General features: G+C 31.0%; 26 protein-coding genes. 9 read left to right on the top strand and 17 right to left on the bottom strand.

The genetic code is table 11. The features are described from left to right. Positions 1-27: 27 nt before the first annotated feature. The 8 genes from QNK89_RS10145 to QNK89_RS10110 all read right to left on the bottom strand — a co-directional run bounded on the left by QNK89_RS10145 (position 28) and on the right by QNK89_RS10110 (position 8,150). Entirely contained in the window at positions 28-2,031 is a 2,004-nt protein-coding gene (locus tag QNK89_RS10145) for a hypothetical protein (RefSeq protein WP_340170919.1), read from the bottom strand. A gap of 92 nt (positions 2,032-2,123) precedes the next feature. Continuing rightward, positions 2,124-2,960, bottom strand: coding sequence for an ABC transporter permease subunit (locus QNK89_RS10140; protein WP_340170918.1), 837 nt, complete (start codon positions 2,958-2,960; stop codon positions 2,124-2,126). Between the two features lie 79 nt (positions 2,961-3,039). Next, positions 3,040-3,936, bottom strand: coding sequence for an ATP-binding cassette domain-containing protein (locus QNK89_RS10135; RefSeq protein WP_340170917.1), 897 nt, complete (start codon positions 3,934-3,936; stop codon positions 3,040-3,042). A 166-nt stretch (positions 3,937-4,102) separates the two neighbouring features. Then, positions 4,103-4,618: a hypothetical protein gene (locus QNK89_RS10130; RefSeq protein WP_340170916.1), complete on the bottom strand. Its 516-nt coding sequence runs from the start codon at positions 4,616-4,618 to the stop codon at positions 4,103-4,105. A gap of 35 nt (positions 4,619-4,653) precedes the next feature. After that, positions 4,654-5,688 carry a COX15/CtaA family protein gene (locus QNK89_RS10125; protein ID WP_340170915.1) on the bottom strand — a complete coding sequence of 345 codons (1,035 nt, stop codon included), beginning with the start codon at positions 5,686-5,688 and terminating at the stop codon, positions 4,654-4,656. A gap of 2 nt (positions 5,689-5,690) precedes the next feature. Next, positions 5,691-6,152, bottom strand: coding sequence for a GNAT family N-acetyltransferase (locus QNK89_RS10120; RefSeq protein WP_340170914.1), 462 nt, complete (start codon positions 6,150-6,152; stop codon positions 5,691-5,693). A gap of 8 nt (positions 6,153-6,160) precedes the next feature. Beyond that, positions 6,161-7,573, bottom strand: coding sequence for an HD domain-containing protein (locus QNK89_RS10115; protein ID WP_340170920.1), 1,413 nt, complete (start codon positions 7,571-7,573; stop codon positions 6,161-6,163). 16 nt (positions 7,574-7,589) lie between these two features. Next, the gene (locus QNK89_RS10110; protein WP_340170913.1) at positions 7,590-8,150 is read right to left on the bottom strand and encodes an L-threonylcarbamoyladenylate synthase; all 561 of its coding nucleotides are present in this window, start codon (positions 8,148-8,150) and stop codon (positions 7,590-7,592) included. Between the two features lie 58 nt (positions 8,151-8,208). Between QNK89_RS10110 and QNK89_RS10105 the strand changes: the two genes are divergently transcribed. Then, positions 8,209-9,192 (top strand): UDP-glycosyltransferase, encoded by a 984-nt coding sequence (locus tag QNK89_RS10105; RefSeq protein WP_340170912.1) that lies wholly within the window; start codon positions 8,209-8,211, stop codon positions 9,190-9,192. Here the strand turns inward: QNK89_RS10105 and QNK89_RS10100 are convergent. Further along, entirely contained in the window at positions 9,189-10,121 is a 933-nt protein-coding gene (locus QNK89_RS10100; RefSeq protein ID WP_340170910.1) for a glycosyltransferase family 2 protein, read from the bottom strand. The two genes, QNK89_RS10105 and QNK89_RS10100, sit on opposite strands and share 4 nt — an antisense overlap. Positions 10,122-10,169: 48 nt before the next feature. Here QNK89_RS10100 and QNK89_RS10095 point away from each other — a divergent pair, with 48 nt between their 5' ends. Beyond that, the gene (locus QNK89_RS10095) at positions 10,170-11,132 is read left to right on the top strand and encodes a hypothetical protein (protein ID WP_340170909.1); all 963 of its coding nucleotides are present in this window, start codon (positions 10,170-10,172) and stop codon (positions 11,130-11,132) included. A 2-nt stretch (positions 11,133-11,134) separates the two neighbouring features. Here the strand turns inward: QNK89_RS10095 and QNK89_RS10090 are convergent, their stop codons facing one another. From QNK89_RS10090 to QNK89_RS10075, 4 genes are all read right to left on the bottom strand, one after another. Next, positions 11,135-11,461 (bottom strand): hypothetical protein, encoded by a 327-nt coding sequence (locus QNK89_RS10090; RefSeq protein ID WP_340170908.1) that lies wholly within the window; start codon positions 11,459-11,461, stop codon positions 11,135-11,137. A 168-nt stretch (positions 11,462-11,629) separates the two neighbouring features. After that, on the bottom strand, positions 11,630-12,694 hold the full coding sequence (locus QNK89_RS10085) for a glycosyltransferase family 1 protein (RefSeq protein ID WP_340170907.1): 1,065 nt from the start codon (positions 12,692-12,694) through the stop codon (positions 11,630-11,632). Further along, positions 12,695-13,441 (bottom strand): glycosyltransferase family 2 protein, encoded by a 747-nt coding sequence (locus QNK89_RS10080; protein ID WP_340170906.1) that lies wholly within the window; start codon positions 13,439-13,441, stop codon positions 12,695-12,697. A 2-nt stretch (positions 13,442-13,443) separates the two neighbouring features. Continuing rightward, the gene (locus QNK89_RS10075; RefSeq protein WP_340170904.1) at positions 13,444-14,085 is read right to left on the bottom strand and encodes a hypothetical protein; all 642 of its coding nucleotides are present in this window, start codon (positions 14,083-14,085) and stop codon (positions 13,444-13,446) included. 77 nt (positions 14,086-14,162) lie between these two features. On the opposite strand from QNK89_RS10075, the gene QNK89_RS10070 reads away from it, so the two are divergent. Next, positions 14,163-14,882 carry a polysaccharide deacetylase family protein gene (locus tag QNK89_RS10070; RefSeq protein ID WP_340170903.1) on the top strand — a complete coding sequence of 240 codons (720 nt, stop codon included), beginning with the start codon at positions 14,163-14,165 and terminating at the stop codon, positions 14,880-14,882. 11 nt (positions 14,883-14,893) lie between these two features. On the opposite strand, the gene QNK89_RS10065 is transcribed toward QNK89_RS10070, so the two are convergent. Then, on the bottom strand, positions 14,894-15,631 hold the full coding sequence (locus QNK89_RS10065) for a glycosyltransferase family 2 protein (protein ID WP_340170902.1): 738 nt from the start codon (positions 15,629-15,631) through the stop codon (positions 14,894-14,896). An 82-nt stretch (positions 15,632-15,713) separates the two neighbouring features. Between QNK89_RS10065 and QNK89_RS10060 the strand changes: the two genes are divergently transcribed. Beyond that, the gene (locus QNK89_RS10060; protein WP_340170901.1) at positions 15,714-16,547 is read left to right on the top strand and encodes a glycosyltransferase family 2 protein; all 834 of its coding nucleotides are present in this window, start codon (positions 15,714-15,716) and stop codon (positions 16,545-16,547) included. A 141-nt stretch (positions 16,548-16,688) separates the two neighbouring features. On the opposite strand, the gene QNK89_RS10055 is transcribed toward QNK89_RS10060, so the two are convergent. Continuing rightward, a complete protein-coding gene (locus tag QNK89_RS10055; RefSeq protein WP_340170899.1) occupies positions 16,689-17,267 on the bottom strand; it encodes a class I SAM-dependent methyltransferase in 579 nt (192 codons plus the stop codon). Beyond that, the gene (locus QNK89_RS10050) at positions 17,267-18,337 is read right to left on the bottom strand and encodes a glycosyltransferase family 9 protein (RefSeq protein ID WP_340170898.1); all 1,071 of its coding nucleotides are present in this window, start codon (positions 18,335-18,337) and stop codon (positions 17,267-17,269) included. Before QNK89_RS10050 ends, QNK89_RS10055 begins: the two co-directional genes overlap by 1 nt. A 143-nt stretch (positions 18,338-18,480) precedes the next feature. Here QNK89_RS10050 and QNK89_RS10045 point away from each other — a divergent pair, with 143 nt between their 5' ends. Further along, positions 18,481-19,242 (top strand): lipopolysaccharide kinase, encoded by a 762-nt coding sequence (locus QNK89_RS10045; RefSeq protein ID WP_340170897.1) that lies wholly within the window; start codon positions 18,481-18,483, stop codon positions 19,240-19,242. Positions 19,243-19,312: 70 nt separating this feature from the next. Here the strand turns inward: QNK89_RS10045 and QNK89_RS10040 are convergent, their stop codons facing one another. Next, positions 19,313-20,128 (bottom strand): 2,3,4,5-tetrahydropyridine-2,6-dicarboxylate N-succinyltransferase, encoded by an 816-nt coding sequence (locus QNK89_RS10040; RefSeq protein WP_340170896.1) that lies wholly within the window; start codon positions 20,126-20,128, stop codon positions 19,313-19,315. Positions 20,129-20,390: 262 nt separating this feature from the next. On the opposite strand from QNK89_RS10040, the gene ruvX reads away from it, so the two are divergent. The 4 genes from ruvX to mazG all read left to right on the top strand — a co-directional run bounded on the left by ruvX (position 20,391) and on the right by mazG (position 22,729). Next, positions 20,391-20,801, top strand: coding sequence for a Holliday junction resolvase RuvX (gene ruvX / locus QNK89_RS10035; RefSeq protein WP_340170895.1), 411 nt, complete (start codon positions 20,391-20,393; stop codon positions 20,799-20,801). 4 nt (positions 20,802-20,805) lie between these two features. Continuing rightward, positions 20,806-21,396: a peptide deformylase gene (gene def / locus QNK89_RS10030; RefSeq protein ID WP_340170894.1), complete on the top strand. Its 591-nt coding sequence runs from the start codon at positions 20,806-20,808 to the stop codon at positions 21,394-21,396. A gap of 55 nt (positions 21,397-21,451) precedes the next feature. Continuing rightward, on the top strand, positions 21,452-21,868 hold the full coding sequence (locus QNK89_RS10025) for a DUF5606 domain-containing protein (protein WP_340170892.1): 417 nt from the start codon (positions 21,452-21,454) through the stop codon (positions 21,866-21,868). A gap of 87 nt (positions 21,869-21,955) precedes the next feature. Then, on the top strand, positions 21,956-22,729 hold the full coding sequence (gene mazG / locus QNK89_RS10020; RefSeq protein WP_340170891.1) for a nucleoside triphosphate pyrophosphohydrolase: 774 nt from the start codon (positions 21,956-21,958) through the stop codon (positions 22,727-22,729). Positions 22,730-22,786 lie beyond the last annotated feature (57 nt).

Below are 22,786 nucleotides of genomic sequence, written 5' to 3'. Positions count from 1 at the left end.
ATTTGCTTCCGGAATTGGATTAATTACTTAATTAATACTTCCTGTAGTGTAACAGTTCGTGCTGTTTATGTTTTCAATTCTAATAAATAATGGCTCTAAAAAAGGTGTTTGATTAGTATAGTTATTTGGATGACTATTTATACCATCATCAGCATCGGCTTGTGTCTCATGGTATGTTATATTAAAAAATGCTGGGTTTTGTGAACCTAAAACATCTGCATTAAAATCTGATAGTGTTATTTCTGTTTGTCCATCCATTGGATTTGCATCACTATCGCAACCTTCAAAATCGTTAGACGCAGAAATTATTGGTGTATTAAAAACTCTTATTTGAAAACTTGTAATATCATAACAACGTCTGTAGTTAACATTATCTATTCTTGCATATATTGTTTGAGGATTAGTTGTATTTTGAAAAGCTCCAGTTATAATGTTAGTATTTGCATTTGCATTTTCTACAGATGAGTAATATTTTACTCCAAAAACATTAGGATCTTGAGAACCTAATATTGTAGCGGTTTGAGTAGAGAAATCAAAATCGGCAGAACCATCTCCATCATCGTCACAAGCTTGGAGATTTCCTGGTGCATTTGCTATTGGATTCTCGAAATAAGATACTATTGCTTCTCCAATAAGTTCTCCACACGATTCTCCACTTACTTCAATTTCAACTCTATATACTCCTGGAGTTGAAATAAATAAATCAAAATCATTTTCAGCTAATGGTAATCCGTCTTGAGTCCATGTGTAAGTTGCGTTAGGAATGTCTTCGGCCATTAATGTATAGGTGTCTCCAGTACAGAGCGGTAAATTAGTTGTATTTGTCCCATTTTGTATAATATCTATATTTTCACTAAAAAACGATGTTATAAAAGGTGGTAAACCTTGTCTAGAATCATTAGTTAAAGCAATAGCGTTATGTTGGTAATCGCAAGCTTGTCCTACTTGATTTGGATTGTTTACAACAGATAAAAAAGGATTTCCATTGTTATACGTATCACTCATTGCACGATATAACCTTCCATCTGGTCCTAATTGTAATCCACCTCTATACGTTTGTCTTTCGTCTATTATCTCTTGACTTGCATTAACATCTGCTGCTGTTCCTGCTGTTAAATCGTATTGTAAAAGAGCACCATATTGACTGTTAGGATCATTTATGTCTCCACCACTAGTAAAAAAAGTAGAAACATATAGTAGGTTGTTATTAGGTGAAAATTCTACACCATAAGATTGCTGTGGAGATGGGAAATTAATATTTATAGTTTGATTAAAAGTAACGGTTCCTGTGTCTTTATCGAAATCATATAAAACTAATCCACTACCAACATTGGCACTAGCTAACTTTGCACCATCTGGCGAAAATTTTAAATAACCTCTGGCTTCAGAAGTGCTTATTCCTGCTGGAGAAGTAACAGGTGTTGTAATTACACCAGTGTTTGTTACTTGGTAGGCATAAAACGTATTATTGGTATTTGAAGAGCCATTTGCATTTGCAAAAGTAATAACCCAAATATCTCCAGTTTCGCAATTTTTTAAAACTGCACTTAATTTCTCTGAGGTGTTATTTATTAATTGTGTTTCTGAGCCAGGTACAATATCTCCAAGTCCACCATCTAAAGTCATGTTAACTTCATAAAAGTTAAATCCAAAATCTGAACCATCTATAGAATCAGAATCAACAGTAAAAATGTAATATATGTTTGGGTCGTCTGGTTTGGGAATAATAATGGCAGACTGCGTGCTGGAAGCATCTCCTTTTAAGCCATTACCATTTGGCATTATAGTGTGGTTGGCATTGTATGCAGTTCTACCATCTGTGTAAAACAGTAAGTTTCCGTTAACGTCAGATATACTTGTACAACCTTCTTCTGTAGCTAATTGGCCATCACTAACAGCTGTAACAGTGTCTGTGTCCAAATTAAAACTTATACCAGCTTGGTCACCAAAGTACCAATTAGAAGCTTCTTTTTGCGCATTAGAAAAGCCACAGCATAAAAGCGTGGTCAATATTAAAACAATCTTTTTCATTTATTGTAAGCAATAGCTATCAAAGATATTGTAAATACCTTAATTTATCAATAGATAAATTGTTAAAAAAGAGATTGATTTTAACTGTTTTGCTACAAATCGCGCTTTAAAAGTAATCTATAAGAAAAGAACATAAATATAGCTGTCCATACTAAAACTATAGCAATTTCGTACCAATGTACCGCATAATCATAACTCAAGTCTTCACCAGCTACACTAGCAATTTCCTTAACAGCTCCTAGCCTTGAAAGTGGCTGATCTATTAAGTTAGACATAGATTTTAATGGAAAAAATTGCGTAATAGTGTCTGCATACTCTTTAGTGCTATCCATTAAAAACAGTACAAGTCTAGCAATTCCTTCTACCATCATGTACCACAATAATATAAAGCCTAAAGCAAATGCGGAGCGTTTAATTAATATACCTACAAATAAGCAAAAAGAAAAGAAGCCTAGTAGTTTAACAAAGAATGCTAATAAGTATTCTAGGTCTGAGAAAATAATACTTGCTTCTGTATAACTAGAAAAAATTAAACCAAGAATTAAAGATAATACAAAAAGGTAAAGTGTTGAAAGTAGCGCAAAAACAGCAACGGTAACAAATTTCGAAATAATAAACTCTTTTTTACTTAACCCATCAATTAAGTTTTGTTTAATTGTTTTGTTGCTATACTCGTTCGCAACCATAGAAACTATTACAATAGCGAGAAAGAACTTTAATTCTGCTGCTATATAGGTGTTAAAATGCCATATGTAAGGGAAATTAAAAATTCCCATTTCTGCTGCATGAAATTTAAAGAAACCAAAGTTGAATTTTATAGATGCAAATAATGAGATAAAACCAAGCAATATAAAATAAGCAAGAATTAAAAATTTACTCGCTCGATTATTCCACAATTTTATAAATTCTATATTTAAAAGTCTTAACATGATTATTGGTTTTTTATTCTGATTTGTTTCAGATTGATTTTTTTATAGCCGAAAATACTTTCAGCAAAACAGATTGATTTTAATTGTTGTCTGTAAGCTTAAGAAATTGTTCTTCAAGACTTTCTTTACGCATTACCAAATGAGAAATATAAATTCCGTATTCTACTAATTGCTTGTTAAACTCTGAGGCAGAAAGTGGTGCGTTTAAAAACGAAGTGATTAATCCTTCTTTTTTAATTGTTTTTTCAATGGAAGCATGCTGTTCTAAAAACGCAAGTAATTTAGATTCATCATCACACTTTAGCTCAAAGAAACCATTACTAGAAATCATTTCGTCTACTCGACCAGAGTATAATTTTTCTCCTTTTCTAAGTACAACAACATGTGAGCATACTTTTTCAACTTCATCTAATAAGTGAGAGGCTAAAAGTATAGTTGTGCCTTGATTAGCAATTTTTCTAATAATATCTCTAATTTGATGAATACCTTGAGGATCTAAACCATTTGTAGGTTCGTCTAAAATTAAAATTTCTGGATCGTTAAGTAGTGCAGATGCTATAGCAAGACGCTGTTTCATACCTAACGAAAATTCATTAAATTTGCTATGCTTACGTTCTTCTAAGCCTACTAACTCTAATTTTTCATCTATTTTATCTTCACTTATACCTTTAATTTTACAAACTAACCTAAGGTTTTTATAAGCAGACATGTATGGGTAAAAGTTTGGTCTCTCTATAATTGCTCCAACTTTTTTTAAGGCATCTTGAGTTGAGACATCGCCATCAAACCACTTAAAATCACCACTTGTTTTATTTACAACATTTAATGCAATACCTAAAGTTGTAGATTTCCCACTTCCATTTGGTCCTAGAATACCATAAACGTTGCCTTTTTTAATGGTAAAAGATAAATTGTTTACTGCTTTTAAAGAGCTAAATTTTTTGGTAAGATTATTAATTTGAAGAATGGTTTCCAAGATGATTGATTTTTTTTAATGTTAAAAATCTCGAAATTTTTCGAGATAACACCAATTGATTTAAAAGTAAGACGAAGCTAATTAACTTTTGTTACAAATTAGAAATAAAAAAAACATTCTGTATAAGAATTTTTTTTTATTTAAGTATAATTATGAAAAGGAATTATTAATTCCAGTTTTCGTTAAAATCTAAATTATCGTAGTCGTCAATATCGTAGGCGTCATCAAATTCGCAGTCAAATTCATCTCTTTCTGCTTCAAATATTCTTTCTGGAGCATCATCTGGCACTTGGCCTTGAACAAATATTAAGTTTGGGTAATCTACACCTTCATCTTCTTCAGCAATTTCAGCTAATTCTACATAAAACGTCCACATGCTTAAAAAGTCGTAAACGTAAATAAGTTTCGTTTGGGCTTCATGAACAGTGTCAGACAGGTTCGTTTCGTTCATTAAACGTACTTCATTCATACCATCACTCATGTCAAAAAGTGAAATTTCTTCACCTTGATTCCACTGGTCGTCACTTAAATAAAACGATGCTATTTCTGTACCATCAAAACCAAAAGATTGCGTAATTATATTATGCAAATCTTCCATGGTGTCAGTTTCTTTAATCTCTAAATCGCGAAACACATCGTCTTCTGTTTCGTTGTCTAAAATGACTCTAAATCTGTAAATCATAATTTAATTTTGGTTTACAAAGGTACGATTGTCTCCTATATTTTTTCAGAAATAAAAATACTTTTCCTTCTGTTCTCTAAATATACATAAAATTGAATACCAAATAGGATAGTAGCGATTACTAAATGTAATGGTTGAGATAAAAATGGGAAGTCGAAATAATACATTGCAATACCTGAAACAACTTCAAAAACAATGCAAATTACAACTAAATTCATTTTGTTATAGCCCAAACTTAAACCTCTATTTTTAACATAAAGCCAAGCATTTGTAAAGAATACTAAAAAAGAAAAACTACGATGTACGTAAAACTGTAGTGTTGGATTTTGCATCCATAATTCTTTTACATAACCAATACTTTTTACTTGCTCATCAACATGATGCCTAACTTGAGTGCCTAAAATAATTTGAATTAATGTTAATACTAAAGTAAAGAGTAAAACATTTTTAAATTTAGGATTTTTAATTTGTTTTTTGAACCGTGTTTTTGAAGCAAAAATAATATACGAAATAAACGCCACAATAATTAAAGCCATAACCATATGGATTGTTATTTTGTGTGGAGCTAAATTACTATCTACAACTGTTTTTCCTAGCCATGCTTGAAACGCCATACCGAAAACAGTAAGAATTGATAATATGGTTATCCATTTATTTTTGCGCCAAAACCAAAAGGAAATGATGGTAAAAATTAATATAGGAATACCTGATAAAGCACCAAACAAACGGTTAATATACTCAACCCAAGTATGTGTTACATTAAATGTAGCATAATCGTGTTTTGTATACGGTTTCCAATTGTTAATGTCTATTTTTTGTGAAGATTTAAAATCATTCTCGGCAACCAAAAGCGATTCGTTTTTTATTATAACAATACCTTTTTTATAGTCGTGGTTAGGTTTAAAATCTAAATCTGTAGCCTGTGTTGGCGGAATATAATAACCAAAACATTTTGGCCAATCTGGGCAACCCATTCCAGAACCTGTCATGCGTACAACAGCTCCTGCGATGATAACTAAATAAACTAAAACTAAAGCTGTTTTAGCGATGGTTCTAAAGTGTTTTTTCATATTTATTTGCTTAAAAACAGCATTTTTTTAAAGCACAGACTATTTTCCATATTCTTGTATTGCCCATAGTTTGCTATTATATTGTATTCACATTTTTTATAAAATGCTACAGCTTCTTTTTGCCTTGTTCCTGTTTCTAAAACAGAGTATTTAAAGCCTAATTCGATAGCCCAATTTTCTAATGTTGTTAAAACCTTAAAAGCAATACCTTTTCCTCTAAATTCATGTAGGGTAAACATGCGTTTAATTTCAATAGTATCTTTTTCGAAACCCTTAAAGGCACCACAACCAAAAGTAATGTTGTTTTTATATACAACAATTGTATGTTTTAATGCATCTAAATTATTAAACTGATTGTAAAAATCATGTTCATTCCCATCTGCAACTTTTAAATAGCGATCTAATACTTTTGTTAAAGCAATAAAATCTTGATGTTCAGAATTTGTTCTTACTATGTTTAACATATTTAACCTTAAAGTTTTAAACCTAAAGCTTTTCCTTTTTCTATCATTAATTTAAAAGCAGCATCATGTTCGTTAGGTATATGTCCTTCTAAAATGGCTTCTTTTATGGCTTCTTTTATAATTCCTATTTCTAGAGAAGGTTTCAAGTTAAAAGTCTTCATAATTTCTTCTCCAGAAACTGGTGGCTGAAAATTACGGACACTATCTTTTTCTTCAACTTCAATTATTTTCTCTCTAACAATTTTAAAATTGTTATGATATTTATTAAATTTCTTAGGATTTTTGGTGGTAATATCTGCCTCACAAAGTGTCATTAAATCGTCCACATAATCTCCAGCATCGAAGACTAAACGTCTCACAGCAGAATCGGTTACAAGGTCTTGAGCCAAAACAATTGGACGCGAACTCATGAAAACTAATTTTTGAACAAATTTCATTTTTTCATTTAAAGGCATCTTTAAACGCTTGAACAAATGGTACACCATTTTAGAACCTTCAAATTCATGTGCATGAAACGTCCAACCTACTTTTTTAGAGAATTTCTTAGTTGGTGCTTTGCCAATATCATGCAATAGTGCTGCCCAACGTAACCAAACATCTTCTGTATGCTTAGCAATATTATCTAAAACTTCTAAAGTGTGATAAAAATTATCTTTGTGTTTTTGACCATCTACCTCATCAATACCTTTTAAGGCTGTTAATTCTGGTAAAATGTATTTTAATAATTCCGTTTTTTCTAATAATAAGAATCCAATAGAAGGTGTTTTACTTTCTAAAATTTTATTTAATTCTAAAACAACACGTTCTTTAGTAATAATCTTAATACGTTCGTTGTTTCTTGTAATGGCATCCAGAGATTCTTTCTCGATAATGAAACCTAATTGAGTTGCAAAACGAATGGCGCGCATCATGCGTAAAGGGTCGTCGCTGTAGGTAATATCTGGACCTAAAGGTGTACGAATAATTTTATGTTCTAAATCTTCTACACCATTAAAAGGATCTAATAAACCACCAAAATTGGCTTCAGATAAATCAAGTGCTAAAGCATTAATGCTAAAATCGCGTCTATTTTGGTCGTCTTGTAAGCTACCGTTTTCTACAACAGGATTTCTGCTGTCTTCATTATAAGATTCTTTTCTTGCACCAACAAACTCAACTTCAATATCCTCAAGTTTAAGCATTGCGGTACCATACGTTTTAAAAACTTGAACTTTTGGCTTGTTATGTAAGTTTTTTGCGACTTGCTTTGCTAAGGCAATACCGCTTCCAATAGCAACTACGTCTATATCTTTGGCGTCACCACGTTTTAATAAATAATCACGCACAAAACCACCAATAACGTAACTGTCGAGTTTTAATTCTGCAGCAGATTTAGAGATTATTTTAAAAATATTGTGTTTTAATGCTTCTTTGTGATTCATCCTCATTGCTAACTAGCTACTCACGTATAATTTTAACACCACCACTATTACTTAATTTAATAATTGTAGATGCATTTCCTCCATTTTTTTGTTGGTGCAAATTTACGACATAATCCACACCTTTTAAAACCACTTCGTCTATTTCTTTAAAGGATTTTGGTGTTGGTTTACCAGATAGATTTGCAGAAGTAGAAACAATAGGTTTTCCTAGATATCTAACTAGTTTTTTGCAAAACTCATGATCCACAATTCTAATAGCTAAAGTATTATCATCTGCAATTAAATTCTCTGCAACTCCAGCTGGAGCATCATAAATAACAGTAGTAGGTTTGTCTGCAATATCTAGTATTGTATAAGCTATTTTTGGCACATTATCCACATGTCTTTCGAGCATGCTATAATTATTTACCAAACAAATAAGCGCCTTACTATCGTCACGTTGTTTAAGATTGTAAATTTTTTGTACTGCTTCAGCATTTGTAGCATCGCAACCAATGCCCCAAACAGTATCTGTTGGGTATAATATTATACCTCCACGTTTTAAAACTTCTAGAGTTTTTTCAATTTCTTCTCGCATTGTTTTTTATTCTACTGCAAAATTAAATTATTTTCGTGGATATGTTTACTTTTATACTATGAAAATCAAAACCGTTTTAGTCGCTAATAACCACTTAAAAAGAGTAGGAGGTAGCGAAACGTTTACTTACACTTTAATAGAAGCTTTACTTAAAAAAGGCTACGAAGTAGAGTATTTTACATTTTTTAAAGGTGAAGTGTCCCAACGTATAGAACGCGACTTAGACGTGCAATTCATGTCTAAAAGTAAGTACGATTTAATTCTTGCTAACCATAATACGTGTGTAAATTATTTAAGTAAAAGAGGTGTTATTATACAAACCTGTCATGGTATTTTTCCAAAAGAGGAACAACCAACCCAATATGCAGATGGACATGTAGGCATTTCTAAAGAAGTAAAAGACCATGTAAAGACTTTAGGTTTTGATTCTGAAATTATTGTAAACGGAATAAACTGCGAGCGTTACTACGTTAAAAAACCAATTAATACTGAATTAAAAAATGTTTTAAGTCTTAGCCAAAGTGAACCTGCTAACGCTAAAATTTTGGCAGCTTGTGAAGCACTTGGGCTCCGTTTTTCAAAATTTAATAAAAACGAAAACTCAGTGTGGCATGTTGAAGACATGATTAACGAAGCCGATTTAGTACTTGGTTTAGGTCGCTCTGCTTACGAAGCAATGGCTTGTGGTAGAACAGTGGTTGTATTCGATGAGCGTGCTTATTTTCAATCGTATTCCGATGGTTATATGACACCAGATTTAGTGAAACAATGTGTGGAGAATAATTGTTCTGGTCGTTATTCTAAATTAGAATTCACAACCGAAGATTTAATTGATGCCTTCAAAAAATATAAAAAAGAAGATGGTAATGCTTTACGAGAATTAGCGCTAACCGATTTTAATATTGATATTCAAGTAGATAGATATCTAAAGTACGCTTCCACATTAACTAAGAAAAATAGTGGATTGAAATTGTTATTTGCAAGTTGGTATCAAAACCATCGTATGCAAAAGCGTATTAGAAAAGCGAATAAAAAAGATTAGTATCTTATTTCCTGTTTCTGTTTTAAAGATTCGCTCAAAGGAGCGCCTTTCCATGCTAAACTAAGCATAAACCATTTCTTAGGTTTTATTAAAAACGTTAAGCAATAATACCATTTGATAAAGTAATACTTTGCAAAGGAGTAGTTTTTTTTAATCACATATAAATGCGAAATAAAACCTTCTTTACTAATGGTTTTATTTGTTCCAGTACTTACACCTTGATAATGTAAAATTTTAGCTTCTGGTACTAAAACACTAGTGTAATTGTGTTGTCTTAATCTAAAACACGTATCCATTTCTTCGAAATAAAGAAAAATATTTGTATCGAAACCTCCAATTTTCGAGAACACATCACTTCTAAAAAACATAAACGCACCATTAACAAAGTTTACGGTTACAGGTTCTGTGTATTCTTTTTTACGTTTAGGATGTGTTTTTGGAAAGTTTTTCTCTAAAAAACTACGCCCAAAAATAAGTTTTCTAATGCCTTTATCGTGGTCAAAAGAGATAACATGTTTCCCATGCTCATCGTAATTTTGGGCAGAACTTACACCAACGTTTAAGTTCATTTCCATATAGCTATGCAAAATGCCTAAACAGTCGTTTTGAAGCATCGCATCGTTATTTAAAAAGAGTAAGTATTTAGAATTTACAAATTGAGCACCAAACATGTTTCCGCCTCCAAAACCAGTATTTATAACACTTCTATGTAATGATATGTTTTTAGCTTTTGGAAAATTAGATTTTAAATGCTCGTAATCTTTAGATTCACTATTATTATCGACAACAATAATATCGTAACTTAATTTTTCAGTAGTAAAATCGATTACAGATTGAATACACTCTAAAGTATATTTTGCTGTATTATAGTTAATAATTATTACCGAAACGTCTGTCATAAAAAAATCTATTGTGGCAAAACTAAACATTTTTATTTTGGTTTTTTTACTTTCGCTTAATAACACCTTTTTATAATAGTGATAGATTCAAGGAAAATACTGATAATTGCACCTTTTGCCTTTGGTTATACAAAGCACATTAAAGACGCTTTGAATACTAAAAATGGAGTAGAAGCTTCTATTTTGTATTTGGATAAGCCAGGTTTTAAGTATAAAGGTTTAGGACATAAAATTCAGAATTTTGTGTCTAAAATTTTTGGTAAAAACTTAAAAAAAACTTTTGTTTTCGATCGTATAAAAGCTGAGGTTTCTAAACTTGAAAAGCAGCAAGATATCTTCATTATTAGACCAGATATACTGGATAATGCAACTTTAGAATTCTTAAAAACAAGAACTGCTAATTTTATTGCTTATTATTGGGATAGTACTCGTCGTTTTCCAAGAAAAACAGAAATAAAAAACTACTTCGACGCTATCTATAGTTACGATAAACAAGATGTTGAGCAGTATGGTTTTAATAAATTGACCAATTATGTTTTTGCTGAAAATACTTCGAAAGATTACGAGTATTTATTCTTTAATATTTCTACAAACGACCATAGATTTTCTTTAATAGAAAACCTTGCAGGTTACTTAAAACAACACAATTGGAGTTATTCTATTAAAGTATATAACGGAACGCCTTTTGAGACAAAACATGTGGAGTTAATAACAGAACAGTTATCTATTTCTGAAGTTGAAAAACTAATTCTAAAATCTAAAATTATAGTAGAAATCCAACGTAACGATCAAATTGGTTTATCGTTTAGAATTTTTGAAGCTTTAGGTTATAGAAAAAAACTGATTACCACAAATACAGATGTTGTGAATTACGATTTTTACAATCCGCAAAATATTTTGGTAATCGATGAAAATAATATAGAAATTCCAGAAGACTTTGTAACGTCTCCTTATGTGGACATTGATGAGGCTATTTTAAATAAATATCGTTTGGAAAATTGGGTTGAGCCAATTTTTGAGATTAATGAAAACACAAAGTAGTATTACTCTTTCTTTAAACTATCAATTTTGATTTTATACTCGTCAATTTCTTTTTGAGTTTCCTTGTCATAATAAGCTTTATGCATTTCAAGGCTGTCTATTTCTGCATCAAATGCTTGTTCTAATTCTTTAAATTTATCAAGAGTTTTTTTACTCCCATAATATGCGAAAATTAACAAATCAATATTATTCTTAGTATGTTTAGCAATAGCCTGATCATAAGATTGAGTAAGAATTTCAATAAAGTCAACAGCATCTTTATTTCCTTGTGAAGCTTTGTTAGAAATTAAATTGAGTACTTCTTTGTTCTGCGAAAAGTATTTTTTCATTTTTTTAAAATCACTTTCTGAGTAATTTAGAGAGTCAATTTTTTTTAGAATTAGATTTTCATAGATACTGTCTTTTTCTTTATCAGTATACGTTTCCTAAGAAACCATGAAATTACAAATAAGTATTGTTATTATAAAAAACGCACTTTTCATATTGTTGTTTGTTAATTACATTAAACTTCTGTAAACATCTGCATATTCTAAAGCAGCTTTATTCCAATTAAAACCTATTGCTCGCTTAATATAAGCATCTTCAAATTTAGTTTTATTAGTTTCAAAAGTATGCATGCCTTTTGTAAAAACGTCTGCCATAGATTTAGCATCAAAATTATCCCAATAAAAAGCATACTCACCACCAATTTCTGGTAAAGACGTTAAATTAGATAAAAATACAGGCTTTCCAAAACGCATAGCTTCAATTGGTGGAATACCAAAACCTTCTAGCAAAGATGGAAATACAAAAGCACTACAATTTTGTAAATAAAGCTGTTTTTCTTCAGCATTAATTTTACCAATACAATGTACTCGATTCGCAGTTTTTGTTTTCGAAATAGCGTCTGCTAAAGTTGTATTTACATAATCATCGCTAGTGTCACCAGCCAAAACCAAATCATAATCTGGCAAATGCGCAAGCATTTGTGCTAAAGTGTGTACGTTTTTACGTTTGGTTAAACCTCCAATAAAAAACAGATAAGGTCTATTTGTTGCTAGTTTTATATCTTGATTTAATTCTAAAATTTCCGAGATAGGATTACCATTATAAATTACATATTCTGGAACATTTGGAACGTCGAAATACTTTTGAGTTGACGCTTTAGCAAATTCAGAAATATAAGTAATAGCATGACTACGATTTAGTTTTTCTATAAAACGTTTGTTGATTTCATGGTTTAAATCGCTGGATACTTCATCTATAAAATTTACATCGTGAACCGTTAAAACATATGGAATGCTATGATAAGGTTCTACTTTTATGTTCTGATTTAAAGAATGCCAAACATCGTATTTTTTGCGAATACGAAATAGTGGTTTTCTTGATAATGCTTTGTATTTGTTATAGTTGAAATAGTCACCAAATTCGGTTTTTAAACCCGAAGTATCTTTGGCATTTAATGTCATTTTAAAATCTGAAATCTCAGCATTACGTAGTCCTTTAATTAAATGATAATTAAACTGACCAAAACCGTTGAATTGGTTTTTAATATTATGAGATTCTAGAAAAACTTCTTTCATTTAATCGATGTTTCTATACATTGCCCAAAGCTGAATATACCTTTTGTAAACCGAAAATGCATGTACATAACTTATTATAAAACCTTCTTTACCATCTAAGAAACCAAGTCTTAAAAAGTATTGATGCATAAAGCGATACCAAGGTCTAAATAAAAAATGATACAAGTTTGGGCGCACATTTTTTTTATATAATTCTTCTGCTTGTAGTTTACTGTATTGACTTAGTTTTGCGTTGTAATTATCGAAAGATTTATAAGTTTGATGGTCTAAAGCATGTTTTAATAAGTCAACTTTTTCATTGGTTTCAATGCTTTCATGTACAGCCTTACCATTGTATTCGCAATAGTTTTTATTAAATAAACGCACAGCAACATCGGTTTGAAAGCCACTATATTTTATGCGTTTTCCCATAAAATTAAAGCTTCGCTTTATATTGTATGCTTTTAATGAGTTTTTAGATTTAACAATATCTACAATCTCTTTAATTAACTCAGGCGAGATTTTTTCATCTAAATCAAAAAAAGTAACCCAATCGTGTTTTGCTTGAGAAATTGCAAAATTTTTCTGGTCTGAGAAATTTTTAAATTCACGTTGTATAACAGTTACATTATGTTTTTTAGCTAAAGCGACTGTGTTATCTGTACTAAAAGAGTCCACGATAATAATCTCATCTGCAAACGAGAGACTTTTTATATAGTCTTCAATATGCGTTTCTTCGTTAAAAGTTATAGCTAATGAGCTTATCATTATTAGTTATTTGTTTTTTCTAAAATTTCTGCAGCTTTCCAAAGGTAATCTTTACCAAATTCGCCAAAATAGCTTATATATTCGCCAGTTTTAGATATTACAACAAAACTGCTACATGGATAATGAAATTTGAAGAAAGATTTTTCTATTATTCTATTTGGATCTTTATGCCAAGTCAAAACACCATTATATCTCTCAAGCCCTATTTTGCTTTTATAAATATAAATAGGTTTAACTTTAGAAATTTCACTCAATCTATTTTCTAATTCGTTGAACCATAAGGCAAGACTGGCTTTTGTTGCAGATCCACTTGAGTTGCATTGATCCTTACCAGGATAAAAAACTATTACAATAGATTTATTTTTATCTATTTTAATATTAGTTTGCTTTTCTAAAATAGAATCTAAATGGTTTCTGTTATCAATTCTACCAGTTTCTTCTCTTAATGCTATTCTTTTTTGATCGAGAGAATCCGCGTAAGTCCCTATATATTTTCTATTTCTTGTCCTTTCACGCTTAAATTTGCTCTCACTTATTTCATTACCATCTATGCCAAAATATTTTGTACTTGATGTTGTTTTTTGAGAACTTGAACAAGAAAAAAAGGATATAATTAAAATAATTGCAACAGCAAATTGTTTCATAGATATTGTAACACTTGTTATATTTGTGTCAAATGTAAACATTTTACAATCATTTTTTTTAGAATAATAATTACGAAATGCCAAAACTTCCAGTTTTAATGTACCACAGTATTTCTGCTAATGCTAACGAAAGCAAAGGCTTAACCATTTCTGAAAGAAATTTAGAAGCACAATTTAAATTCTTAAAAGAGAATGGTTATACAAGTTTGCATTTTAGTGATTTACAGAATCTAAAAACGTCATCAGACTTCCCTGAAAAAGCTGTTATTATTACGTTTGACGATGTGTATGTAAATCAACTTGAATATGCTTATCCATTATTGCAAAAATACGGATTGAAAGCCAGCTTTTATATTCCGTTTCAGTATGTTGGAGGCGTTAATACTTGGGATGAAGGTGAAGAACCCATAATGTCTGTCGAGCAATTGAAGTCTTTAGATTCTAAAATTATTGAACTTGGTTTGCACTCTTTCGAGCATAAACGTTACGATGTAATGACGACTCAAGACATAGAATTTGATTTCGAAAAATGCATTGCGTTTCAAGACGAACACAATTTAGATCTTTCAAATATTTTGGCTTATCCTTATGGTAAGTATCCAAAAAAAAGAAATGAAAAGCAACATTTTTTTGAATTGTTAAATGGTTACAAAGTGGCTTATGGTTTACGTATTGGTAATCGTGTAAATACGTTTCCTTTTAAAAATAATTACGAAGTACAACGTTTGGATATCAAAGGAGAGGATAGTTTGAAGAGCTTTGAGAGGAAGTTGAAGAAAGGGAAAGCTTGGTTTTAGTATATTAAGTATTATCTAATTCCTCTTTTCAACAACATCAATTTCACATACCTAGAAAAAACTCCATAAGCATTAATGGTTGCAACAGTTAGTCCTGGAATACCATCTTTAAAACCACCACGTAAAATATAGCTATTAAAAAAGCGATAAAATGGTTTAAAAGCTAAATGAAAGTAAGTGGCTTTTTTACCTTTATTAAGCATTTGCTCTGCTTGAAACCAAGCATAACTATCTTTCTTACTAATGTAGTGCTGTAAGCCTTTGTAAGTAAAATGAAGCACAGGATTTTCAAGTTTGCCAATAGAACCATCAACAATAAGCTTCTCGTGTACAGAACCTTCAAAATGACACTTTTCTCTAATAACCAATCGCGTAACATTGTCGCTATGATGGTACAGAAAACGATTCATATAAAAATGAGGAAAATTCAACTTGTAACCAGCATGTTTGCTAGAATCCATTGCTGCTAAGATTTCTTGTTGTAATGGGTTTGGAATGCGCTCATCTGCATCAATAAATAAAATCCATTCTCCAGTAGCGTACTTTAAAGCATGATTTTTTTGGTTAGAGAAATTATCGAATTTTCGAGATAAAATTTTACAGTTATATTTTTCTGCAATTGCAACAGTTTTGTCTGTACTTAAAGAGTCTACAACAATAATCTCGTCTGCAAAACGAACAGAACGCAATGCCTTTTCAAGGTACAGTTCTTCGTTATAAGTAGGTATAATTACAGAGAGTTTTGTCATAATAATTGCTTAATGCAAACTTACTAAAAATTCGATGATGTTATGAAATATGTTTACCTTTGTAATGCAAAATTTATATACTATGAGTGGTTTACCAATTTCTGTTATTGTAAGTACATATAATTCTGAAGATTATTTAAGTAAAGTTCTTGAAAGCTACAAGCATCAAGATTATGATAATTTTGAAGTTATCGTAGCAGACGATGGTTCTAAAGAAACCACCAAACAACTTATAGAAAAATTTGCAGCAGATTACCCAGTAAATTTACGCCACATTTGGCATGAAGATAAAGGTTATAGAAGGCAAGAGTTACTAAATAAATGTATTGTACAAACTGAGTATGATTATATTTTAATGACAGATGGTGACTGTATTGCAAGACCAGATTTTGTCTCTACTCACGCAAAATATGCCGAAAAAGGATTCTTTTTATCTGGTGGTTATTGCAAATTAGACAAACCGTCTAGTGATGCTATTGCATTAAGTGATATCGAAAATCAAAATTGTTTTAAACCAAAATGGCTTAAAAAACAAGGTGTTCTAGGTAAAAAACAACAGCTTAAATTAAGTGTTGGCGATAAGCTTGCTAATTTTTTAGATGTTGTTACACCAACAGGAGCAACGTTTAATAACTGTAATTCTTCAGCTTGGAAAAGTGATTTAATTAAAATTAATGGATACGATGAGCGCATGCAATATGGAGGTCCTGATCGTGAACTTGGAGAGCGTTTAGTAAACTTAGGTATTAAGACAAAGCAAATTCGTTATAAAGCTATTTGCTTGCATTTAGACCATCCAAGAGGTTATAAAACTAAAGAGTCTCTAGATAGAAATTTGGCTATAAGACGTAATACTAAATATAATAAAGTGATTAAAACACCTTATGGTATTGAAAAACTTGAGGTAAAAGAATAGTTCTTAGTTTGCATATTTATACTGAACATAAAAAAACAGGAACATTGCATACAGTATTGCTAAAACAACAATGATGGCAAAGATGATTATAAGTACGTCTTTGATTTTTTTCAAATTCTTACTTTAAATTAAAAATCTAGATCAAGCCAATTTGTATACACCAATTTTCCAATAGGTTTTTTCTTCATTTGTTGTTACTGTTGTGAAGTCTAATTCTTTAAAAGTTTCATTTTTAAAATATTCCCAACACCCTAAACCTTCTCTGTAAATAGAGACTAAAAAGATGCCATTGGGTTTAAGATGTTTAATCATGGTCTCAATAACTTCGCTCTTTTTTGTTTCATGAATGTAGTAGAACGCTTCGTTAAGAACTATTATATCGTATGAATTTTCAGGTTTAAAACTATGAAGGTCTGCACAAACAAAAGAGCCTTTTTCTCTGTTTGTTTCATTGGCTTTTTTTATAGAAACAGAAGAGAAATCCATACCGTCAAAAGAAGAAATAGTACTACTATTAAAATAATCAAGAAGTACACCTTCACCAGAACCTAAGTCTAAAATATCAGGATTTTTATTTCCATACTTATTTGAGAACTCTATAATTTTCTCGTACCTCGAGCGTTCTTTTTCTCCTTTTAAATTATCCCAACGTCCTTTTCTGTATTGTTTATTCCAACGTTGTTTACGTCTCCAATTGTGAAATTTATCTTTGAAATTCATTAGTTCTTTTTTAGGTGAAGAGAAAGGAAGCTTTCTAATTTTGGAAGTATTAACTCTGGAGTTAATTGCTTGTACATGTAAGACGGATCTTCTTCAATTTTTCGCCTTTCCTCTCTATCTGTAGAAAACAAATCGGGTTTTTCTTCTAATAAATGAATAGAAGTATGGGTTTTTTTATCTTCAAAACTAGCCCAATGTTCTTTTAAAACATAAGGAGAGAATATAGTAAATGTTGGCTTATTTAAAGCTTTACTTATGTGTATTGTACCACCTTCGTTACCAACTAAAAGGGCGCATTTGTTCATTAGTTTTACAAATCCGCGAATACTATCTTCGTAAATATCTATAACTATACTGTCTTTATCTGCACACTTCTCGTAAATACCTAAAGCGTCTTCTTTTTGATGAGGAGCATAGTTAAAGAGAATATTTACGTTGTATGTTTTTGTAATAAAATTTATAAGAGCAACTATGTATTCGTAAGGCATAGATTTTTGAGGCGTGCTTCCTAAAACGCCAAGCATTACAAATGGTTTGTTGTAAGTCTCTAACTTGTTGTATTGTTGTTCTTTTTCTGTTAAGAAAATTTTAGGCTCGTAATTTAAGTCACTCTCGTTTATATCGAAAACAGAGGTCATCATATTTATACGGTCTTCTATGGCTTTACCACAGTTTTTTGTTTTTTCTTTTAAAAATGGAATGTTATGCGAGTAAAAAGGTAAAGGCGGATTTTTATCACGCTTTTTAAAACCAATTCTAATTGGCGCATTAGATGCTAAACAAATGAGTCTACTCTGTAATTTAGCATAAGGATCGAAAATAATATCGTATTTATTATTGCGAAGTTTGTTAATAAGCGAGGTAAGGCTACCAAATTTCTTCAATTCAGTATCATTTACAGCAATAATATTATCAATATTAGGATTGTTTTCAATAACACCAACGGTATAATCGTAAACCAAATAATCAATAATACTGTTAGGATAAATAATTTTCATATTCTGAGCTATAACAGATGCTATAAGCACATCGCCAATACGTTTATTCTGTATAACTAAGATTTTTTTCATTTTGTGCTGAGCTCTTTTCAGTATGTTTTCTATAAGGTAAAGTAAATTAAATACACTTAATTTTAGATATTGATGCAAATTATTGTTTTTTCGGCTTTTATTAAAATTTAGATTCATATATCTTTGAGAAATAACAAGACTTAATGCAAAACCTACATTTAAATAATAAGTTCGAACATTTAAAAACCGAAATTTTAGACTGCATCACGCATTTTAATACCAAGGGAAATTATGTTACTAAAGGAGATAGGAATGTAATTAAAAGTTTTAAGGTTGGTACAGAAACATTAAATATTAAGTCTTTTAAAACACCAAAGCTTATTAATAGTTTTGTTTATAAACACATAAGAAAAAGCAAAGCAAAGCGTTCTTTTGAGTATGCCGAAAAATTAATTTCACAATCAATTCTAACACCTTTTCCAGTTGGTTATTTAGAAAATTCTTCAACCACAGGATTAACCTCAAGTTATTATATTAGTAAACATGTAGATTATGATTTCGATTTTAGAGTATTAATTCATAATCCGTTATTAGATAATCGAGATGAAATTTTAATACAATTCACACAATTTGCTTATAAGCTTCACGAGAATAATATAAATTTTCTAGACCATTCTCCAGGAAACACATTAATTATTGAAAACGTAGCGAAATACGATTTCTACCTCATAGATTTAAACCGTATGCAGTTTGAGCAAATGGATCTTACTAAACGCATGGATAATTTAAAACGTCTGTGGCTATCTAAAAAAATGATTAGAATAATTGCTACGGAATATGCAAACATAAGCGAGTATCCTTTTGAGGAAGTATATCGTTTATTAATGCAATCATCTCAAGACTTTAAGCGCAGAATTAACCGCAAAAAATATTTAAAGCGAAAGTATTTAAAGAAGAAAAAGTAGTATTCAGTATCCAGTGATTAGTAAGTAGTTCGAGAAAGTACTACCAACTAAAGACTACCAATTCAACTTATTAAACCGCTACATTATACTCACGAAGTGCATCGTTTAAAGACGTTTTCTTATTAGTGCTTTCTTTACGTTTACCAATAATTAATGCACAAGGCACTTGAAACTCTCCTGCAGGAAATTTCTTAGTATAACTACCAGGAATTACTACAGAACGTGCAGGAACTCGACCTTTCATTTCTAAAGGTTCATCACCAGTTACATCTATTATTTTTGTACTCATAGTTAACACCACATTTGCACCTAAAACAGCTTCTTTTTCTACACGCACACCCTCAACAACAATACAGCGAGATCCAATAAAAGCACCATCTTCTATAATTACTGGAGCAGCTTGCAATGGCTCTAAAACACCACCTATACCAACACCACCAGATAAATGCACATTTTTCCCAATCTGGGCACAACTACCAACAGTTGCCCAAGTATCTACCATAGTACCTTCATCTACATAAGCACCAATATTAACATAACTAGGCATTAAAATAGTACCACTAGCAATAAAAGCACCATGTCTTGCAACAGCATGTGGTACAACACGAATGCCTTTTGCAGCATATCCTTTTTTCAATGGAATTTTATCATGATATTCAAAAATACCAGCTTCTAAAGTTTCCATTTTCTGAATAGGAAAATACAATACCACAGCCTTTTTAATCCATTCGTTTACTTGCCAACCATCAGCAATAGGCTCAGCAACACGTAAAGTACCTTCATCAAGTAAATCTACTACTTTTCTAATAGCAGCTTGCGTTGTGTCCTCTTTTAATAAATCTCGGTTGTCCCAAGCACTTTCTATAGTTTGTTGTAAATCTGTCATCAAAAAAAATATTTTTTGTTTCCGTGAAATCGAAAATCTTATTATTACTATTTTGGGCGTGCCCTAAAGGTCAGGCTATCACTACTCGCTCTCTACGAGGAGCTCAAACAGACCGCTTCAATTGCGAAGCACTCGTTCATTCTTATTTATTAAAATAAGAATGAACGAGTAATCCTTCACGCAAATATAACGTCAATTTATAATTTGGCATAATATTTATGTATGTAGTATAGAATATCTTAAATTTGCACAAAAATTAATAATGGCTCAAATTCTAGCAATAGATTATGGTAAAGTAAGAACAGGATTAGCTGTCACAGACGATATGCAAATTATTGCTTCTGGACTAACAACTGTGCCAACAAAAGAGCTAATAGATTTTTTAAAAAGTTATACAACAAAAGAACAGGTAGAATTATTCTTGGTTGGCGAACCCAAACAAATGAATAACGAAGCCAGCGAAAGCGAAGCTTTAATTAAACCTTTTATTAGTAAACTAAGAACTTTTTTTCCACATATTCCAATTAAAAGAGTAGATGAGCGTTTTACTTCTAAAATGGCAATGCAGACCATGATAGATAGTGGTTTAAAGAAAAAACAAAGACAAAACAAAGCACTTGTAGATGAGATAAGTGCAACAATTATATTACAAAGTTACCTTTACAATAAATAATATTATGGTATTACCAATAGTCGCTTATGGCGATCCAGTTTTAAAATTAAAAGCGAAAGAAATCGCAAAAGACTATCCTAAATTTAAGGAGTTAATAGCCAACATGAAAGAAACAATGTATGGCGCTCATGGAGTAGGTTTAGCTGCACCACAAATAGGCTTACCTATTCGTATGTTTTTGGTAGACGCTTCTCCTTTTGCAGACGATGATGTGTTAGACGATGCAGAGCGTGCTTTTTTAAAAGACTTTAACCATACGTTTATTAATCCTATTATTTTAGAAGAAACAGGAGACGAGTGGGCTTTTAATGAAGGTTGTCTAAGCATACCAGATGTTAGAGAAGATGTCTTTAGAAAGCCAAATATTAAAGTAGAATATTTTGACGAAGATTTTAAAAAGCACCACATAGAATTAGATGGTTTAGCAGCGAGAGTATTCCAACACGAGTACGACCATATTGAAGGTGTTTTATTTACAGATAAATTATCGAGCTTAAAAAAACGTTTAATTAAAGGGAAGCTACTTAACATTTCTAAAGGAAAGATAAACGTAGATTATAGAATGAAGTTTCCAAACATGAAAAAGAAGCGTTAAAAATTTGCAAAACAAATAAGAGTACAAGATATTTGCGCTCGATTAAAAAAGAGATATGGCATTAGATAAAATATTAGCAATTGCAGGAAAACCAGGTTTATACGAGTTAGTAACACAAACTAGAGGTGGTTTTATAGCAAAATCTTTATTAGATAACCGTAAAATTTCTGTTGGTATCCAACAGAATGTTAGCATTTTAAGTGAAATAGCTATTTACACATTAACAGAGGAAGTGCCTTTACGTGCCGTTTTAGGTAAGATTAAAGATAAAGAAAATGGTGCACAAACTTCTGTAAGCCACAAAGATTCTAAAGATAAATTAGAAGAATATTTTTTCGAGGTTTTACCAGATTACGATGAAGACAGAGTATATGAAAGCGATATAAAGAAAGTTGTGCAATGGTATAATATGCTTCAAAAAAATAATCTTTTAGATCTGGAAGATAATAAGAAATCAGACGAAGAGGAATAAAATTATTTATTCCATTTTATAAATTAAAATCCACCTTTTTAGCTGGATTTTTTTGTTTTAAATTATCTTTACAAAAACACTTTTTAAATGAATTCTAGAGCAAATCAACTAAAAGCATTCGATCGTTTATTAACCATTATGGATGAGCTTCGTGATCAATGTCCTTGGGATAAAAAACAGACTATGGAAAGTCTACGTCACTTAACCATAGAGGAAACTTACGAGCTTGGAGATGCTATTCTAGACAACGATTTAGAGGAAGTAAAAAAAGAGTTAGGTGATGTGTTATTACATTTAGTGTTTTATTCTAAAATTGGAAGTGAAACTAACACCTTCGATATAGCAGATGTCTGTAATTCTATTTGCGATAAGTTAATACACAGACATCCACATATTTATGGAGATGTAAAAGTAAAAGATGAAGCCGAAGTAAAACGCAATTGGGAGAAACTAAAACTTAAAGAAGGTAAAACTAGTGTTTTAGAAGGCGTGCCTAAAAGCTTGCCAGCTTTAGTAAAAGCAAACCGTATTCAAGATAAGGTAGCAGGAGTAGGTTTCGATTGGGAAAAACCAGAACAAGTTTGGGAAAAAGTAGAAGAGGAGATAAATGAGTTTAAAGTAGAGGTTGCTAAGAAAGACAGAGAAGCTATGGAGAGCGAATTTGGTGATGTTTTATTCTCTTTAGTAAACTATGCTCGCTTTGTAGATATAAACCCAGAAAACGCTTTAGAAAGAACAAATAAGAAGTTTTCAAAACGGTTTCAATATCTAGAAGCTAAAGCAAAAGCTTTAAACAAAGATTTAAAAGACATGACTTTGGCTGAAATGGATGTTTTTTGGGAGGAAGCGAAAAAACTGTAATTGGAAAATCTCCTGATTTTCAAATACCCAAGTTTTTTGGGAGGAAGCGAAAAAACT

This window comes from Lacinutrix sp. (assembly GCF_037625555.1).
Taxonomy (GTDB): Bacteria; Bacteroidota; Bacteroidia; order Flavobacteriales; family Flavobacteriaceae; genus Lacinutrix.
Note: the sequence above shows the minus strand (reverse complement) of the source record. Positions and strands in the feature narration are given on the sequence as shown.

What these genes read in the sequence shown, in the direction of transcription:
- def (WP_340170894.1), top strand. Translation starts at nt 20,806, where the DNA reads ATGGTATTACCAATAGTCGCTTATGGCGATCCAGTTTTAAAATTAAAA.
- QNK89_RS10100 (WP_340170910.1), bottom strand. Translation starts at nt 10,121, where the DNA reads ATGTTTAGTTTTGCCACAATAGATTTTTTTATGACAGACGTTTCGGTA.
- mazG (WP_340170891.1), top strand. Translation starts at nt 21,956, where the DNA reads ATGAATTCTAGAGCAAATCAACTAAAAGCATTCGATCGTTTATTAACC.
- QNK89_RS10125 (WP_340170915.1), bottom strand. Translation starts at nt 5,688, where the DNA reads ATGAAAAAACACTTTAGAACCATCGCTAAAACAGCTTTAGTTTTAGTT.
- QNK89_RS10075 (WP_340170904.1), bottom strand. Translation starts at nt 14,085, where the DNA reads ATGAAACAATTTGCTGTTGCAATTATTTTAATTATATCCTTTTTTTCT.
- QNK89_RS10145 (WP_340170919.1), bottom strand. Translation starts at nt 2,031, where the DNA reads ATGAAAAAGATTGTTTTAATATTGACCACGCTTTTATGCTGTGGCTTT.
- QNK89_RS10040 (WP_340170896.1), bottom strand. Translation starts at nt 20,128, where the DNA reads ATGACAGATTTACAACAAACTATAGAAAGTGCTTGGGACAACCGAGAT.
- QNK89_RS10070 (WP_340170903.1), top strand. Translation starts at nt 14,163, where the DNA reads ATGCCAAAACTTCCAGTTTTAATGTACCACAGTATTTCTGCTAATGCT.
- QNK89_RS10050 (WP_340170898.1), bottom strand. Translation starts at nt 18,337, where the DNA reads ATGAAAAAAATCTTAGTTATACAGAATAAACGTATTGGCGATGTGCTT.
- QNK89_RS10060 (WP_340170901.1), top strand. Translation starts at nt 15,714, where the DNA reads ATGAGTGGTTTACCAATTTCTGTTATTGTAAGTACATATAATTCTGAA.
- ruvX (WP_340170895.1), top strand. Translation starts at nt 20,391, where the DNA reads ATGGCTCAAATTCTAGCAATAGATTATGGTAAAGTAAGAACAGGATTA.
- QNK89_RS10120 (WP_340170914.1), bottom strand. Translation starts at nt 6,152, where the DNA reads ATGTTAAACATAGTAAGAACAAATTCTGAACATCAAGATTTTATTGCT.
- QNK89_RS10065 (WP_340170902.1), bottom strand. Translation starts at nt 15,631, where the DNA reads ATGACAAAACTCTCTGTAATTATACCTACTTATAACGAAGAACTGTAC.
- QNK89_RS10115 (WP_340170920.1), bottom strand. Translation starts at nt 7,573, where the DNA reads ATGAATCACAAAGAAGCATTAAAACACAATATTTTTAAAATAATCTCT.
- QNK89_RS10110 (WP_340170913.1), bottom strand. Translation starts at nt 8,150, where the DNA reads ATGCGAGAAGAAATTGAAAAAACTCTAGAAGTTTTAAAACGTGGAGGT.
- QNK89_RS10090 (WP_340170908.1), bottom strand. Translation starts at nt 11,461, where the DNA reads ATGAAAAAATACTTTTCGCAGAACAAAGAAGTACTCAATTTAATTTCT.
- QNK89_RS10140 (WP_340170918.1), bottom strand. Translation starts at nt 2,960, where the DNA reads ATGTTAAGACTTTTAAATATAGAATTTATAAAATTGTGGAATAATCGA.
- QNK89_RS10105 (WP_340170912.1), top strand. Translation starts at nt 8,209, where the DNA reads ATGAAAATCAAAACCGTTTTAGTCGCTAATAACCACTTAAAAAGAGTA.
- QNK89_RS10080 (WP_340170906.1), bottom strand. Translation starts at nt 13,441, where the DNA reads ATGATAAGCTCATTAGCTATAACTTTTAACGAAGAAACGCATATTGAA.
- QNK89_RS10025 (WP_340170892.1), top strand. Translation starts at nt 21,452, where the DNA reads ATGGCATTAGATAAAATATTAGCAATTGCAGGAAAACCAGGTTTATAC.
- QNK89_RS10130 (WP_340170916.1), bottom strand. Translation starts at nt 4,618, where the DNA reads ATGATTTACAGATTTAGAGTCATTTTAGACAACGAAACAGAAGACGAT.
- QNK89_RS10045 (WP_340170897.1), top strand. Translation starts at nt 18,481, where the DNA reads ATGCAAAACCTACATTTAAATAATAAGTTCGAACATTTAAAAACCGAA.
- QNK89_RS10085 (WP_340170907.1), bottom strand. Translation starts at nt 12,694, where the DNA reads ATGAAAGAAGTTTTTCTAGAATCTCATAATATTAAAAACCAATTCAAC.
- QNK89_RS10055 (WP_340170899.1), bottom strand. Translation starts at nt 17,267, where the DNA reads ATGAATTTCAAAGATAAATTTCACAATTGGAGACGTAAACAACGTTGG.